13 protein-coding genes are annotated in these 15165 nt (G+C 65.0%); 7 read left to right on the forward strand and 6 right to left on the reverse strand.

The window, feature by feature from the left end; genetic code table 11:
- Window positions 1-4: 4 nt before the first annotated feature.
- Window positions 5-2548 carry a putative PEP-binding protein gene (locus tag CH283_RS05225; protein WP_094639097.1) on the reverse strand — a complete coding sequence of 848 codons (2544 nt, stop codon included), beginning with the start codon at window positions 2546-2548 and terminating at the stop codon, window positions 5-7.
- Window positions 2545-3159 (reverse strand): hypothetical protein, encoded by a 615-nt coding sequence (locus tag CH283_RS05230; protein WP_094639098.1) that lies wholly within the window; start codon window positions 3157-3159, stop codon window positions 2545-2547. Before CH283_RS05230 ends, CH283_RS05225 begins: the two co-directional genes overlap by 4 nt.
- A 246-nt stretch (window positions 3160-3405) precedes the next feature.
- On the opposite strand from CH283_RS05230, the gene CH283_RS05235 reads away from it, so the two are divergent.
- Together CH283_RS05235 and CH283_RS05240 are read left to right on the forward strand one after the other, a co-directional pair.
- Complete coding sequence (locus CH283_RS05235) at window positions 3406-4842, forward strand: aldehyde dehydrogenase family protein (RefSeq protein WP_094639099.1); 1437 nt, start codon at window positions 3406-3408, stop codon at window positions 4840-4842.
- Window positions 4839-5312, forward strand: a complete 474-nt coding sequence (locus CH283_RS05240) for a nuclear transport factor 2 family protein (RefSeq protein ID WP_068051553.1) — start codon at window positions 4839-4841, stop codon at window positions 5310-5312. The genes CH283_RS05235 and CH283_RS05240 overlap by 4 nt, the downstream gene beginning before the upstream one ends.
- A gap of 5 nt (window positions 5313-5317) precedes the next feature.
- Here CH283_RS05240 and CH283_RS05245 read toward each other — a convergent pair whose 3' ends face one another.
- Entirely contained in the window at window positions 5318-5839 is a 522-nt protein-coding gene (locus tag CH283_RS05245; RefSeq protein WP_068051551.1) for a VOC family protein, read from the reverse strand.
- Between the two features lie 239 nt (window positions 5840-6078).
- On the opposite strand from CH283_RS05245, the gene CH283_RS05250 reads away from it, so the two are divergent.
- Genes CH283_RS05250 through CH283_RS05270 form a run of 5 tightly spaced genes read left to right on the forward strand, consistent with a single transcriptional unit; the run spans window position 6079 to window position 11713 of the window.
- Window positions 6079-7623 carry a sugar ABC transporter ATP-binding protein gene (locus CH283_RS05250; RefSeq protein ID WP_094639100.1) on the forward strand — a complete coding sequence of 515 codons (1545 nt, stop codon included), beginning with the start codon at window positions 6079-6081 and terminating at the stop codon, window positions 7621-7623.
- A gap of 10 nt (window positions 7624-7633) precedes the next feature.
- Window positions 7634-8662, forward strand: a complete 1029-nt coding sequence (locus tag CH283_RS05255) for an ABC transporter permease (RefSeq protein ID WP_068051547.1) — start codon at window positions 7634-7636, stop codon at window positions 8660-8662.
- 27 nt (window positions 8663-8689) lie between these two features.
- Window positions 8690-9817: a sugar ABC transporter substrate-binding protein gene (locus CH283_RS05260; protein ID WP_094639101.1), complete on the forward strand. Its 1128-nt coding sequence runs from the start codon at window positions 8690-8692 to the stop codon at window positions 9815-9817.
- The gene (locus tag CH283_RS05265; protein ID WP_231893956.1) at window positions 9814-10641 is read left to right on the forward strand and encodes a sugar phosphate isomerase/epimerase family protein; all 828 of its coding nucleotides are present in this window, start codon (window positions 9814-9816) and stop codon (window positions 10639-10641) included. Before CH283_RS05260 ends, CH283_RS05265 begins: the two co-directional genes overlap by 4 nt.
- A 25-nt stretch (window positions 10642-10666) precedes the next feature.
- On the forward strand, window positions 10667-11713 hold the full coding sequence (locus CH283_RS05270; RefSeq protein ID WP_094639102.1) for a zinc-dependent alcohol dehydrogenase: 1047 nt from the start codon (window positions 10667-10669) through the stop codon (window positions 11711-11713).
- Between the two features lie 9 nt (window positions 11714-11722).
- Here CH283_RS05270 and CH283_RS05275 read toward each other — a convergent pair whose 3' ends face one another.
- Genes CH283_RS05275 through CH283_RS05285 form a run of 3 tightly spaced genes read right to left on the reverse strand, consistent with a single transcriptional unit; the run spans window position 11723 to window position 15155 of the window.
- Window positions 11723-12484: an SDR family NAD(P)-dependent oxidoreductase gene (locus CH283_RS05275; protein WP_255183092.1), complete on the reverse strand. Its 762-nt coding sequence runs from the start codon at window positions 12482-12484 to the stop codon at window positions 11723-11725.
- Window positions 12481-13419 (reverse strand): TIGR03619 family F420-dependent LLM class oxidoreductase, encoded by a 939-nt coding sequence (locus CH283_RS05280; RefSeq protein ID WP_094639103.1) that lies wholly within the window; start codon window positions 13417-13419, stop codon window positions 12481-12483. The genes CH283_RS05275 and CH283_RS05280 overlap by 4 nt, the downstream gene beginning before the upstream one ends.
- Window positions 13416-15155: a PEP-utilizing enzyme gene (locus CH283_RS05285; RefSeq protein ID WP_094639104.1), complete on the reverse strand. Its 1740-nt coding sequence runs from the start codon at window positions 15153-15155 to the stop codon at window positions 13416-13418. The genes CH283_RS05280 and CH283_RS05285 overlap by 4 nt, the downstream gene beginning before the upstream one ends.
- Window positions 15156-15165 lie beyond the last annotated feature (10 nt).

Raw genomic sequence — 15165 nt, forward strand, 5'->3', positions numbered from 1 at the left:
GAATTCACCGGCTTTCGAGGGTGGCGTGCGCCGCGGCGAGCCGGGCAACCGGGACCCGCCGAGGTGAGCACGAGACATAGTGCAGGCCGAGCGAATTGAGGAACGAGATGGACTGCGGATCGCCGCCGTGCTCACCACAGACACCGAGTTTGACGTCGGGACGAGCGGTGCGGGCACGGTCGACGGCCATGGAGACCAGAGCGCCGACACCGTCCCGATCCAGGACGGCGAACGGGCTGTCCGTCAACAGACCGTGTTCGAGATAGTGGGCCAGTACCGTCTTCTCCACGTCGTCGCGGGAGAACCCGTAGGTGAGCTGGGTCAGGTCGTTCGTCCCGAAGGAGAGGAACTGGGCCTCGGCGGCCAATGGTTCGGCCAGCAGGGCTGCGCGGGGAGTCTCGATCATGCTGCCGACGAGATAGGGAACGGTGACGCCGGTGTCGGCGGCAACGGTCGCAGCGGCCCGGTGCACCTGTGCGATGGCCTCGGTCAGTTCGCCCGGCAGCGACACCAGCGGAATCATGACCTCGAGTTGCGGTGTCATTCCTTCGCCGTTCACCACGACCCACGCACGGAACAGAGCTTCGGCCTGGGCGGGATACAACCGGGTCTGCACCATGGCGAATCGAACTCCGCGTAGACCGAGCATCGGGTTCGATTCGTGTGTGGCAGCAGCACGTTCGGCTTGTTCGCGGTCGCGATAGTGGCCGTCGGCCGGGAGGAACTCGTGCAGCGGCGCATCGAGCAAGCGCACGGTGACGGGTCGGTCGCCGACGACACGGAGCAGGTCGGTGAAGTCCGATTGTTGCGCGGCGGTCAGGGCCGCAATGGCCTCGATCTCCTCGGCCTCGCTCTCGGCCAGTACCAGCCGTTGAACCAGCGGGAGTTGATCGCCGAGGAACTGGTGCTCGGTGCGGCACAGTCCGATTCCCTCGGCACCGAGGCGAAAGGCGGTAGCGGCGTCGTCGGCATTGTCCGCGTTGGTGCGGATTCGCAGTTCGCGGATGTCGTCCGCCCAACCGAGCAACACTTCCAGTTCCGCTGACGGCTCGGCCGGCCGAATTGCCACGGTACCGACGTAGACGTCACCGGTACGGCCGTTGACCGAGACGGTGTCGCCCTCGGCGAGGGTCACGCCGCCGGCCGTCACGGTGGCGCGCTCTTTGTCGATGCGGATGGTCGCCGCGCCGCAGACCGCCGGACGACCGGCACCGCGGGCAACGACGGCGGCGTGGGATGCGAGCCCGCCGTTGGACGTGACGACCGCGGTGGCTGCCAACAGAGCGGGCACGTCGGCGGGGCTGGTCTCGGACGCAACGAGGATGACGGCCTTGCCCTGCGCTGCCAGAGCAAGTGCTCGATCGCTCGACAGTGCGATCTCGCCGACGGCCGCACCCGGTGACGCGGGGAGTCCGCGGACGAGCAACTGCTCGCTACCGGTGAGGGTGAGCTGAGCGTGCAGAAGGTCCTGCATCAGGTCGGGCTCGAGCATGCGCACTGCCTCGCTGCGGTCGATCGATCGCGCGTTGGCCAGATCCACGGCGAGATTGGTGACCGCACGTGGGCCTGGATGGTCCAGCGCGCCTGCACTCAGCAGGGCGAGCTGGCGATCGCGGACCTCGAACTCGATCTCGGCGACACCGCGCAGATGCGGCTCGAGAGTCGCGAAGATCTGATCGAGGATCTGTTCACCACCGGGAGTGCTGGACAGTGGTTCGCCAGGACCGGGATTGGGATCGGCTTTGCGGACACCGAGGTGGAACACGCCGTGGGGTGCGTACTTGCCGGTTTCGAGGTCGCGGCTGACGGCGGAACCATGGCCCGAGTCGTCCCAGGGGCCGAGTCGCAGAGCACGGACGTGCAGTGCAAGGCCCAGATCGTCCGGTAGGGACAGAGAGCGGCGGGCCCGCTGCCCGCGGGGAGAGGCCCAGCGAGCCAACATGGCGGTCGCTGCGAGGCCGAGCTGCTCGGCAGGTTCGGTGGGAAACGGACTGCCCGTCGCACGTTCGATCAGTTCGAGAAGGGCGGGTACGCGAGACCGACTGTCGGGGTGGTCCTCGTCCAGATCGTCGAGATCGTCGGTGTCGACGTCGAGGGCACCTTCGGCGACGAATCGAAGGGTCGCAGCCCACGAGTCGTAGATGTCGCGATCGCGTCCGATCACCTCGACGAGTGCATCGACGTTCAGGGGCGAGAGCCCGATGACCGAGATGGCAGGAGGCAGAGCCGACACCGGAACCGGTGCGCTGCATCGCAGATGCAGCAGCATGGGTCGGCGCTCGGTGCGCACCGACGGCCAGATCCCGCGGACTGCCAACTTCTCCAACAGATCGATCGTGGCGCTCGCGGTGTCGGGAACGCGCAGGCCGGCACCGGACCCGATCGGCACCGTCAGCCCGGGTACGACCGGAAGCCCGAGCGCGACAAGGTTGTCCATCTCGACGCCGTGCACCCCCAGCGCGTCGGCACCGAGACCGCGAGCACGGCCTTGCCCGTACGGCACTGCTGCGCGCGCGGAGGTGAGTACGGAACTGTCGGACAGGGTCATTCGGCGCTACCGCGAACGAGTTCCTCCTCGAGGGCCTCGTCCTCGGCGCGGGTGAGTCCCAGCATCATCAGCACGTGCTGATGGAGCCACATCCACACGGTGTGATAGCCATCGGTCAAGGGCGACGTCATCGACGCGGTGTCGCCGTTGTCGAACCGTTCGAGTGCGACATGTAGGCGGTCGCGGTACTCCAGTAGGACTGCACACTGCTTCCCACCGCGGCGGAGCAGCTTGGCCACGGACGTATGAATGTCCTCGAGCTGGTCGCGGATTCTGGCGTCGTACTGTGCATCGCCGTGGTCGTTTGCCGTGCCGTCCGGACGGCACTGCCATGCGGTGCACAGTTCCCGCAGCCGACGGTTGACCGGTAGGAATGCGCGCAGGAAGTCGGTGACCGCAGAGTGCTCGTCGCTTCCGTCTGTGAGACGAACCTGCGCACCGGCAGCGGCGATTCCGGCCTGCGTCGGCATCACGACCGGGCCCTTGGCCACGGCGTCACCGGCATCGACGACAGCCTGTAGCTCGGGCGTGACCGGCCCTCGAAGCATGCCCTTCACAACGAGGTCGACCAGAGCGGTCGATTCGGATGTGGTGGTCGCAAGGTCGTTCATGGTGCTCCTGGCGCTCTCCGGTCCCCCGTGGGGAACAGCCTTCGGCAAGTGACGTACGTCTACCGTAGGCGGGACTGTGACGGTGCTCATAACCTACTCAAATAGTAGTGGATGTCAAGAAACTTTGTCCAACTCTGTACAGGTTTGACTGCGGCTAGTTACTTGACAGCATGTCGCCTTTTGCGGCTAGGCTGCGTGTGATGGCCGCCACTCGGCCGACCGCCGTACGGGAAGAGGGATCGCGACATGGACGACCGAACCGAGCTCTACATCGGCGGGAAGTGGGTGGCCTCCGCGGGCGGGGGCACCATAGATGTGCTCGACGCCACGACGGGTGAGCTGCTCGCCCGCGTACCCGCAGGAACGGAAACCGACGTCGACAACGCTGTCGCCGCAGCGCGCTCCGGCTTCGATGTGTGGTCGCAGTCCTCGATCGAGGAGCGCGTCTCGGTGTTGCGGCGGATCGCCGACGGGCTGGTCGAACGCGAGAGCGAGCTCGCCGAGATGATGGCGCGCGAGGTCGGGACGCCGATCGCGCGGTCTCGAACCGTACAGGTGGGGCTGGGAGTCACGATCTTCCGATCGATGGCGGACATTCTCGAGGACACCTCGTTGGAGGAACGTCGCGGGACATCGTTGATCCTGAAGGTCGGCATCGGTGTCGTCGGTGCGATCACGCCGTGGAACTATCCGCTGTATCAGCTGGCCGCCAAGGTCGCCCCGGCCATCGCAGCCGGATGCGCCACCGTGGTCAAGCCCAGCAGTGTGGCCCCGCTGGTCGCGTTCGCCGTCGCCGAGATCGCCGATTCCACCGCTCTGCCGCCCGGCGTGCTCAACATCGTCAGTGGAACCGGCGGCCGAGTGGGGGAGCGGCTGGCCGGTCATCCGGACGTCGACATGGTGAGTCTGACCGGCTCTACATCGGCCGGTGCGCGCGTCGGTCAAGTGGCTGCAGCTGGTATAAAGAAAGTAACCCTCGAGCTGGGCGGCAAGTCCGCCTTCATCATCGCTCCCGACGCCGACTTCGATGCAGCTCTGACCGCCGCGGTGCGCGGCTGCTACGTCAACAACGGGCAGACCTGCACTGCGACAACGCGGCTGCTGGTACCCGCCGATCGCCTCGAGTACGTCGAGGAGAAACTGGCGGAGTTGGTCGGCTCGCAGCGGATCGGTGACCCCCTCGACGAATCCGTCGACATCGGACCGATGGCATCGCGTGAGCAGCAGCAATCTGTCCTCGATCACCTCTCCGCAGTTCCCTCGAACGCTCACTTCGTGGTCGGTGGGCCGGGCGACGTGCCAGACCTGGACGATCGACTACGGTCGGGATTCTTCGTCCGCCCGACGGTGGTGAGCCGGGTCGACAACGATTCTGCGATCGCCCGTGAAGAGGTGTTCGGCCCGGTCCTCACGGTGCTCACCTACGACGGGATCGACGACGCGGTCCGCATTGCCAACGACTCCGAGTACGGGTTGTCCGGAGCCGTGTTCGCGGCCGACGACGACGCAGCGATTGCCATCGCCCGTAGGTTGCGCACCGGTCAGGTGGGCATCAACGGGGGGCGCTTCAATGCCCTTGCACCGTTCGGTGGCATGAAGAAGTCGGGTATCGGACGAGAGCTCGGACCGGATGGACTGGACGAGTACTTCGAGAAGATCTCCCTACAGTTGCCTGCGACATGAGCGCCGAGGCGACCGGTGACATCACCCGGCTCATGGCGCGATTCGCGCGAGGGATCGACCTGCGTGACTGGGATATGTATCGATCCGTGTTCACCGACGAGATCGACGTCGACTACACCAGCTACCGCGCGGGTAACGGTGGGCACTTCCGCGCCGAGGACTGGGTGCAGCGTGGGCGAATGCTGTTCCCGGGGCTCGTTGCGTCGCAACATTTCTTGTCGAACTTCGACATCACGGTCGAGGGTGATCGGGGCACGGTCATCACCTACGTGCGAGCCGAGCACGTACTCCCGAACACCTCCGGCGATGCCGTGTTCACCATCGGCGGGTACTACACCGATTCGGTGGTGCGAGTCGGCGGTGAGTGGAAGATCTGCCGAAAGCAACTGACGGTTCTCTGGAACTCCGGCAACCCGCAGGTGCTGACGCTGGCCCGTGAACGAGCGGCTGCCCTACTCGCCGAGGCCTAGACGCGTCAGAGGCGGCGAACGGGATCGGTTCCGTCCCAGTTCGTCGCGGCGTCGGCAACACGCCGGTACAGCTCGAGAATGCTCGGCCGTGGCTCGTAGATCTCCAGGAGATGTCCGAGCTGCGGCCGCGCATCGTGGAACGCGAAGTTGTTGCCGTGCGGGGTGGACGCCGACAGTAGGGCCGGCCAACCACGCTCGGTGAGTTGCCGTTGGTGCTCGGCGAACGACGCGACCATGATCGCAACGTGGTGCACACACCCGCGTGCTCGCGTGGTCTCGGCGAATTCCGGCGGTTCGGCCGAGTGCGTGTGCACCAATTCGATCTGCATGCGGCCCCATTGCCCGTAGGCCGATGAGTGGTCGAAAGCCCCCGTTCTGCCGTCGGGGCCGTCGGCGGCCGTGATGACGTTTCTACGCACGAAGAACGGGCCTGCCCCGGTGCGGACCGAAAAGTCGGCGGCCGCCTCGTGAATGTCGTCGACCATGTACGCGATCTGAACCACACTGCCCAACTCGAACTCGCTCATCCCTGATGCCTCGATTTCCACTGTCGATATTGATGCAGCTAACTGATGAACGACTGCAGATATGCAGAGTCGGCGTTCGGTCACCGTAGGTACTGCTGTTCCGGCAGGTTCCATGATTCCTGCACTGAGGCAAACAATGTCGAGTTTCGCAGATTGCTGGACTTATCCCTGTACATAGTTGAGTATGACGTGGGTAACAAAAGCGAGACTCAAGTAACTCAAGTCACAGGCGGGCTTCCATGACCGATGCACTGAGCATCACCAGTCTTTCCAAGACCTTCGGCGGGCATCGCGCGCTCGCCGGCGTGGACTTGCAGTTGGCCCCGGGGGAGATTCGAGGGCTGGTCGGCCAGAACGGGTGCGGCAAGTCGACGCTCATCAAAGTGCTTGCCGGATATCACGACCCGGACGACGGTGCCCGAATATCGGTCGATGGTCACGAGCTGGCCCTCGGTGTCCCCGGCAGCGGTGAAGCTGCCGGCCTGCGATTCGTCCACCAGGAACTCGGGTTGGTCGAAACCCTCGATGTCGTCGACAATCTGGCACTCGGCCACGGCTACCTGACCACCGCGGTCGGAACGATCGACTTCCGTGCCGAGCGATCCCGGGCCGAAGCCGCCCTCGCCGAATTGGGAGTCGAGCTGGAACTGGGGAAGCTCGCCGGGGCGCTCAGTATGAGCGAACGCACCATGCTCGCGATCGCCCGTGCGGTTCAGGACAGGTCGGGTCGAGCCGCAGTACTGGTTCTCGACGAACCGACGGCCAATCTTCCCGCAGCAGAGTCCGTTCGGCTGTTCGAGCTGGTGCGCAGAATCAGGGATCGCGGTGTCGCAGTCCTGTTCGTCTCGCATCATCTGAACGAGATCTTCTCGCTGTGCGACAGCGTCACCGTGATGCGGGACGGCGCAGTCGTGAGCACGCGTCCACTCGACGGTCTCGACGAATCGGGGCTCGTCGAGTTGATGATCGGACGTCGCATCGACGACTTCCTGGCCGAGCCGGAAGAGACGTCGAACCCCGATGGGGATCCCGTGCTCGAGGTGTCCGGCATGAGTTGCGGTGCGGTGGAGAACTTCGGGTTCGAGATCAGGTCCGGTGAGGTCCTCGGCATCGCCGGGATCACCGGTTCCGGTCGTGAGCAGATCGTGCCTGCGCTCTTCGGTGCCGAGTCTCGACGCGGCACAGTCGTCGTCGACGGTATGGTCGTCGAACCGGGGCGCCCCGACCTCGCCATGTCGGCGGGCGTCGGATGCGTTCCTGCCGAGCGGCTTTCGAATGCTGCATTCGCTACCGCCTCCCTTCGCGAGAACGTCTCCGTCGCGGACCCGTGGGGGTTCTCCCGGGGTGGGATAGTGCGAGTGAAACGGGAGAAGTCCGACGTGGCCACGTGGCTCGAGCGACTCGGCGTGCGCCCGGCCGGTGACACCGAGCGCCATCTCGGCACTCTCAGCGGAGGAAACCAGCAGAAGGTCGTCCTGGCCAGGTGGCTTCGACGCAGTCCTCGCGTGTTGCTGTTGGACGAGCCGACGCAGGGTGTCGACATCGGTGCTCAGGCCGACATCCATGCGCTCGTGGACAAGGCCGCGCAGGACGGTGCCGCGGTGCTCGTGGTGTCCACCGATCACGGGGAACTCACGCGATTGTGCGATCGGGTGCTGGTTCTGTCGGCAGGCCGGGTGGTCGACGAATTCTCCCGCCCTCGCATCGACCCGGATCGCTTGACGGCCTCGACTCTCAAGAAACCCGCTTCCGCTGCTGTGCGGTCCGGCGCAGACCCTCGGTGAAAGGATCACCATGACAACACAATCCCACGAAGGCACAGCAGCGTCGCCGCACACTCCGCCGCCCGGAGGTAGGGGTGGTACGGAACGGCGCACGGCTCGACGACGACCGAATCTCGGACTCGACCGCTTCAGCGGTCTCTATGTGTGGATCGTTGTCATCGCGCTCTTCGCACTCTGGATTCCGGACACCTTCATGACACAGGGGAATTTCCGCATCATCGCCGGCGACCAGGCGATCACGGCGATGCTGGCCATCGGTTTGATCGTGCCACTGGCTGCCGGGGTGTTCGATCTGTCCATCGCAGGCATCATGGGCTTCTCGGTCGCGATGGTGTCCTACCAGCTCTCGCAGGGCGTCAGCACCCCCATCGCCGTCGTCACCACTCTGCTCTGCGGTGCGCTGATCGGGGCAGTCAACGGTTTCGTCGTCGTCAAGCTCAAGGTCGACTCGTTCATTGCCACTCTGGGAATGTCGAGCATTCTGCTGGCGGGGACCTACTGGGTCACGGACGGCAAACAGATCACCGAGGGGTTCACCGACGGCTTCCTCGATCTGGGAAGCAAGCCGTTCCTCGGTCTACCCCTTCCCTTTTTCTACATGATCGGCGTCGCCGCCGTGATGTACGTCGTACTCGAGAAGACCCCGTTGGGTCGCTACTTCTACGCCACCGGTGGCAACCGTCAGGCCGCACGGCTCGCCGGACTACGAGTCGAGCGAATCATGTTCGGCGCGTTGATGACGTCGGCCACCATCGCGGCCTTCACCGGAGTCGTCCTGGCAGCCAAGCTCGGCACCGCCGCGCCCGACATCGGCCCGTCGTACCTGCTGCCGGCGTTCTCGGCCGTCTTCCTCGGCTCGACTCAGATACGCGCCGGGCGGGTCAACGTACTGGGCACGCTGATCGCCATCTACCTGCTTGCCACCGGTGTGAAGGGACTGCAGTTGGCCGGTGCTCCCAGCTTCGTCAACGACCTCTTCAACGGACTCGCCCTCATCGTCGCCGTGGCTCTCGCGGCCCGGACCGCCCGCCGTACCTGAACTCTCCTCCACCCGAAAGGTGATCACGTGAAATCGACCAACTGGACGAAGGCTTTCGTTGCCCTCGTGTCCGCAAGCTTGTTGGTGTCCGCATGCAGCAGCTCGGACGAGACGACGGCGACCGGAGAAGCTGCCGACGTCGCCGGCGCGCAGGCCGTCGCCGATCAGTACGAGGCCCCGCCGGCCGATCTGGTTCTGACGACGCCGTTGAGCAGAGCTCCGGACAGCGGCAAGTACGTCATCAGTATCGAGACCCCGCAACCGATCTCGAGCGCGAAGAACGATGCCATTCAGCAGGCGGCGGACGTCCTCGGGTGGCGCTATCAGCGAGTATTGATGGGCACCGACGCCGAAGCGGCACCCAAGGCGATGGACCAGGCAATCGCGCTGCGGCCGGACGCGATCCACATCTCTGGTACCCCGCTCACGATGCTCACCCGGCAGATCGAATCTGCCGATGCCGCGGGCATTCCCGTCATCGCGGACAGTATCGCGGGCCCTCCCGTCGCCGGTGTCATCTCCACCGCCTTGGACGGCGACGCTCAGGTCGAGGAGTGGGGAAAGATGGTCGCGAGTCAGGTCGTCGCAGACAGCGATGGGCAGGCGAATGTCGCGATCTTCTCGATCACCGACTACTCGATCCTCAACGTCTTCACCGACGCATTCACAGCTCAGTTGGAAGCCCAGTGCCCGGACTGCACCACCCAACTCGTGAATCAGCAGGTCACCGATCTCGGCACCAAGACTCCGCAGAGCGTCGTCAGTACACTCCAGCGGGACCCGACCATCAACTACGCGGTCTTCTCCTTCGGCGATCTCGTGTTGGGTGTCGATGCGGCGCTGCGTGGTGCGAGCCTGACCGATCAGGTGACTTTCGCCGGTCAGACGCCAACACCGGACAACCTCGAGTCGCTGAAGGGTGGCGACAACAGTGTGTGGGTCGGCTTCCCGGTGCAGATTCTGGGGTGGCGCGTCATCGACACTCTGGCGCGGCATTTCAACGGCGACGACCTCGCAGCGGCCGACGCCGCGTTCCTCCCCACGCAATTGCTCAACAGTGACAACATCGGGTCGGCAGTCCTCGACGAGGATACCGGGTACTACGTCGGTGTCGCGGATTACCAGGGTGAATTCGAGACACTCTGGCAGAAGTGACGCCTCGGGTTCTGTCCCTGTCGCATCTGTCGGCGCTGCACCTCTCACCCCCGGAGTTGATCGACTGCGCTGCGTCGGGTGGCTTCGACGCGGTGGGTATCCGGGTGGCGCAGGGCGAACGGGACAGGGGATTCCTTCTCCCGGCGGGATCGGCGCTGCTGCGGGATACAGCATCTGCGTTGGCGCACAACGGGATTCGCGTTCTCGATGTCGAGGTGGTCAAGCTGCATCCCGGAAGCTCCGAGGGCGATTGGTCGGCGATTGTCGAGGCAGGTGCCGAACTCGGGGCGAAGCATCTGCTCGTGACGGTGCTCGATGACGATCGCAGTCGAGCAATCGACAACTTCGACCTCCTGTCGGAGTTGTCCGGGGCGTACGGCCTACGGTGTTGTCTCGAGCCGATGATTTTCTCGTCTGTTCGGGACTTCACTGCCGCTGCTGCATTCGTCGCCGAAGCTCGGGGGAGCGATTCCGGCGTCCTCGTCGACGCCCTGCATTGGATCCGGGCGGGATCGGAGCTGGCCGATCTCGACGCCGTCGACGAGAACTCGTTGCCGTACTGGCAGATCTGTGATGCAGCGTCGGCGGAGCCCTCGGACGACCTGAATGCTGCGATCACCGAGGCTCGAACCGACAGGCTCCCACCGGGACTGGGTGCATTCCCACTGGCCGATCTCGTGCACGCACTCCCATCGACGGCTGCGGTGAGCGTGGAGGTCCCGTCCGCCCGTAGCGCGGCCGACACGCGGGCGTGGATTGCAGAACTGGGTCGAGCGACGCGAAAGGTGCTCGACGACGCGGAAAGTGAGAAACTGGAGACATGACCAACAAACTGCATTGCATACTGTCATGACCGGCACCGTCGAGCGCAAGTACGTCCACGTCGTCGCACCCGGAACCGCGGAGACGACGATCGAAGCCGCATCGCCGCCTGCCCCCGACGCTGTTGTCGTCGACATCCGCTACTGCGGTATCTGTGCGACCGACACACACGGATACTCGTCCGCTGCTCTGCCACCGGCCGTGTTCGGACATGAATGGACAGGCACGATCAGCGCCGTCGGTGAGAACGTGACCACCCTGCGGGTGGGTCAACGCGTGGTGGCCGGTGTCGGGCCTGCGTGCGGTGTGTGTGCCCAATGCCGGGCAGGTCACGCCGCTCACTGCGACCTGGCCTTTGCAGAAGCCAACGGCATCACCGACGACGCACCCGTGCACGGCGGGTTTGCCACCACCCTCACGGTGTCGGCTCGCCGAGCGATTCCGGTGCTCGACGCATTGTCCGACGAGGAGGCCGCGTTGATGGAGCCGGCGACCGTGACGTTCCATGCCGTCAAACGTGCCGCGATCACGCTGGGGTCCACGGTGGTCGTTCAGGGTGCGGGTCCTATCGGTCTACTGACCGCGCAACACGCACGTACCGCCGGAGCAGGCCGCATTCTCGTCAGCGAGCCGTCGGCCGCACGTCGAGCGGCAGCAACGGATCTGGGCTTCGCAGACGTGGTGGAACCGGCGGATCTCGCAGCGCTGCTCGGTGAGGTCACCGGTGGTCTCGGCGCGGATGTCCTGTTCGAGTGCACCGGAGTCGCCGCGTTGATGCAGCCCTCCGCCGAGCTCGTCAGACGCGGCGGGACCCTGGCGTTGCTCGGGTATCCGGGCACCGATTCCTCGGTCAGCTACGGCGATTGGCAGTCGAGGGAGCTCACGGTGATCGGCTCGCTGGCGTACTCGCACGAGGACTTCATCGGTGCGATGACGCTGGTTGCCGAAGGTCGAATCGACCTGAAGTCCTTGCACACAGGCACTATCGGGCTCGGTGAATTGGTCGGGATGTTCGCCGAACTCGATTCCGGGACGAGTCGGCACGCCAAGGTGCTGGTGGACCCGAGCCGTTGACGCGGTGGGTCAGGCGGGAGCCGGCACCGGCACTGTCTGACCGCTCCCGCAGGTGGCCCCGCCGTCGACCGGAATCGCGACACCGGTGACGAACGACGCCAGCGGCGAGGCCAGGAATGCGATGACCTCGCCCACCTCCCGAGCGGTGCCCCAACGGTGTAGGGGGATCATCGTTTTGAGCGCTTCGTAGCGGTCGGGGGTGTTGTCCTCGATGCGTCGGGTCATGCCGGTGCTGATGGGCCCTGGGCAGACGGCGTTGACGCGGATTCGGTCGTTCGCCAGGTCGAGGGCGAAGGACCGCGCGAGGTTCACAGCGCCGGCTTTGGCCGCGGCGTACGGCCAGCGGTTCGGCTCGCCACCGAGCGCGGTTGCGGACGCGGTGATCACGATCGAACCGCGGCCTGTGCGCCGGAACGCGGGAATCGATTCGCGCACACCGAGTACGACGGCGCGAAGGTTGACCTCGATCGAGCGGTCGAAGACCTCCATGTCGAGGGTTTCGATGGATCCGGAAGCTGGAACACCGGCATTGAGCACCAGCGCGTCGAGGTGTCCGAACGAGGTCTCCGCGTGACGCACCGCTGCGCGGTTGTCGTCCTGTCGGGTGACGTCGCCGACGAACGGCACCGCATTGTCGTTGCCGGACAACCAATCCAAGGATTCCGCGGCGGTGTCGAATGCAACGACCGAGCCGCCGTTTTCGAGGATGATCTCAGCGGTCGCACGGCCGATACCCGAACCTGCACCTGTGACCACAGCGACGGTGTTCACGATGCGCTCGCCGTCGACAGTTCCTCGACGTCGTCGAGCAGGACTGCCAACTGTGCCGGTGCGTCGACCCAATCGTTCGGCGAACGCATCGCGTCCCAGAAGTTGGGCTCGACGATCAGGTGTTCTGCGCCTGCCGCCAGGGCAGTGCGGATGTCGCCTCTTACCCCGTCGATGCCTTGGCCTCCGGATCCGACGGCGTCCGTCGGACGCTGCAGGTAGGAACGTAGGAACAATCGCACCGGGTGTGCACCTTCCGGACGCAGGCCCCGCATCGTCTCGAGTTGTTCGAGCAGAGCCTCCGGGCTGCCACTGCTGGGGTTCCAGATGTCGAACAGTGCTGCGGTGCGCTTCAATCCGGTCGCCGAACGAAGACCAGAAAGCAGTGGTGGGTGTGGCTGCTGCACTGGTTTGGGGCGCACGATGGACCGGGGGATGGTGAAGAACTCGCCTTCGAATTCCACCGGGTCGGGTCCCCAACAGGCCTGCACGGCCCGCACCAATTCGCCCATCCGACGGCCACGGGTGCGCGGATCGACGTCCATCTGAGCATGTTCTTCATCGGACCAGCCGGCCCCGAGTCCTGCCACGAGTCGTCCGCCCGACAGCAGGTCCAGAGTCGACAAGCGTTGCGCCAATTCGACCGGACGATGGTAGCCGGCCACCAGAATGCTGCTGCCGATGGTGACAGTCCGAGTGCAGGCCGCGGTGAACGCCATCAGTTCGGTGGCACCGAGTACCGAGCGATACGCCGGATGCACACTGGTGGTGTGTCGCCCGCCGTAGATCGATTCGTTCTGCTCGGGATAGAACAGGTGCTCCTGAACCCACAGGCTCGAGAAGCCCAGTTCCTCGGCCGAGGTGGCGAAGGCGCGGACGGCCCCGGCATCGACGTGTTCGCCGAGCTGAGGAAGGGACAACCCGATTGCGAGACTCATAGTACGGTCACCGTTCCCGTGTTTCCGTCGACCTCGATCATTGCACCGTCGGGAATTCTCAGGGTGGCGTCCTGCACCGAGACCGCGCATGGGATGCCCAGTTCACGGCACACGATCGACGAGTGAGTGATGGTGGCACCGACGTTGACGACGACGCCGCCGGCAAACACGAAGAGCGGAGTCCAGGCCGGGTCCGTCTGCGGAGCGACGATGATGTCTCCCTCGGCGAGGTCACCGACCTCGTAGGGATCATGAAGGATGCGTGCTCGTCCACGACTGACCCCCGGTGCACCACCGACTCCGGTCATCGAATCGCCGGGAGCTGCGACCTGCGCCTTGTTCTCGGTCCTTCTGGGCCACTGCGAGAGCGGGAGTGGCTCGAACAAGAAGAAGGGGGGCTCCAGGTCGAAGAGCGCGAGGTACTGCTCGCGCCGCTCCGCGATGGTGCTCTTGAAAGTTTCGGGATCGGCGACGAACGCGTCGAGTTCGTCGTCGAGCAACATGGTGACGTCGTGATGGTCGCCCATGATGCCGCGATCGACCATACGATGGCCCAATTCGTAGAGGGCCGTGCGCATCTCGCCCATGACCTTGACGCAGGCCGTCTTGGTCCGCTCCCGCCAGGGCATGAACTTGGTGATGGATTTGGCGGCGTCGAGGAAACTCTGACGAGTTGTGTCGTCGGGCATCTTGGCGGCGAGCTCCGCGGTGAGTGCGATGCGCTTGTTCTCGTTGCGCCCTCTGATGACCTCGGGGTCGGATTCGTCGGGACTCAGGCGCATGCCGTTGATGGCGAGCAAAGCGAGCACCGGCTTCGATTCCCAACTGTCGGAACGGATGTCCCACTCGTTCGGGGCGCGCGATCCGAACTTGTACAGAAAGTCGTCGAAGTCCTGGCGGAACTGCTTCGCATCGGGGGAGTCACTGGCGTCGACGGCCTCGAGGAGGGTGGCGAGACCGGAGTCGAACAGGGAGGTCAGTTCCGCGGACTTCGCCACCGACCGACCCATGTTCCACAGGGCGTACGACGGTTCTGCCGAGTCGACTCCGCCCAGCCCGCTGAGGAGGTCGCCGAGCTTGTCGGCCTCACCGATCGCATCGAGAAGGGCTCCGGCTACGGCCGGCCCCATGGTCGAGAGTGTGGTGGTCACGGGGTGGTAGGCGTAACAGAAAACGAGGTCCGGAACGAAGGATCGCGCGTGGTCGACCAGTTCGCGATCAGTCAGTGCAGCAATGTCGGGGCGCGCGGCGCGGGCGTCGTCCGCGCGACGCTTCGCCTCCTCTGCCTCGGGAAAGGTGTCGGTGGTCAGTGCCCACGCGGTCTTGTCGGCCAATCCTGCAGTGAGTCGGTCGTTCTGGTGCCAGGGCTGTTCGACGTATTCCGGGATGTCGGGGTGATCGCCGACCCACAGGCTGTTCCAGACCGGAACGGTCAAGCCCGGCAGGCGGGCTCCGTTCAGCTCGGTCATCGAGAAGTTGGTGTAGTGGTAGCCGCCGAAGTTGCCGATGATCTGTGGCATGGTCTCGTCGATCTCGGAGGCCAGGTGAGTGCCGAGGTGTTCCACATATCCTTCGCGCCAGCCGATGTTGAGGCCCTTGTTCCAGACAAGGGTCACATTCAGGGGACTCGACGGGTCGGGAAGTACTTCCCCGGCGTTGGCTCGGGTGTACACCGGGTACCGCTCGCTGAACTCCCAGTCGGTGATCCAGCTGTCGCGATCGTTCTCGACGCTCACTGAGTGCTCC

Origin of the sequence: Rhodococcus sp. 05-2254-2 (assembly GCF_002259095.1) — a bacterium.
GTDB lineage: Bacteria > Actinomycetota > Actinomycetes > Mycobacteriales > Mycobacteriaceae > Rhodococcoides.

Excerpts from the sequence above, each read along its gene's own strand:
- CH283_RS05235 (WP_094639099.1), top strand. The coding sequence starts at position 3,406 with ATGGACGACCGAACCGAGCTCTACATCGGCGGGAAGTGGGTGGCCTCC.
- CH283_RS05245 (WP_068051551.1), bottom strand. The coding sequence starts at position 5,839 with ATGAGCGAGTTCGAGTTGGGCAGTGTGGTTCAGATCGCGTACATGGTC.
- CH283_RS05225 (WP_094639097.1), bottom strand. The coding sequence starts at position 2,548 with ATGACCCTGTCCGACAGTTCCGTACTCACCTCCGCGCGCGCAGCAGTG.
- CH283_RS05255 (WP_068051547.1), top strand. The coding sequence starts at position 7,634 with ATGACAACACAATCCCACGAAGGCACAGCAGCGTCGCCGCACACTCCG.
- CH283_RS05280 (WP_094639103.1), bottom strand. The coding sequence starts at position 13,419 with ATGAGTCTCGCAATCGGGTTGTCCCTTCCTCAGCTCGGCGAACACGTC.
- CH283_RS05240 (WP_068051553.1), top strand. The coding sequence starts at position 4,839 with ATGAGCGCCGAGGCGACCGGTGACATCACCCGGCTCATGGCGCGATTC.
- CH283_RS05230 (WP_094639098.1), bottom strand. The coding sequence starts at position 3,159 with ATGAACGACCTTGCGACCACCACATCCGAATCGACCGCTCTGGTCGAC.
- CH283_RS05270 (WP_094639102.1), top strand. The coding sequence starts at position 10,667 with ATGACCGGCACCGTCGAGCGCAAGTACGTCCACGTCGTCGCACCCGGA.
- CH283_RS05250 (WP_094639100.1), top strand. The coding sequence starts at position 6,079 with ATGACCGATGCACTGAGCATCACCAGTCTTTCCAAGACCTTCGGCGGG.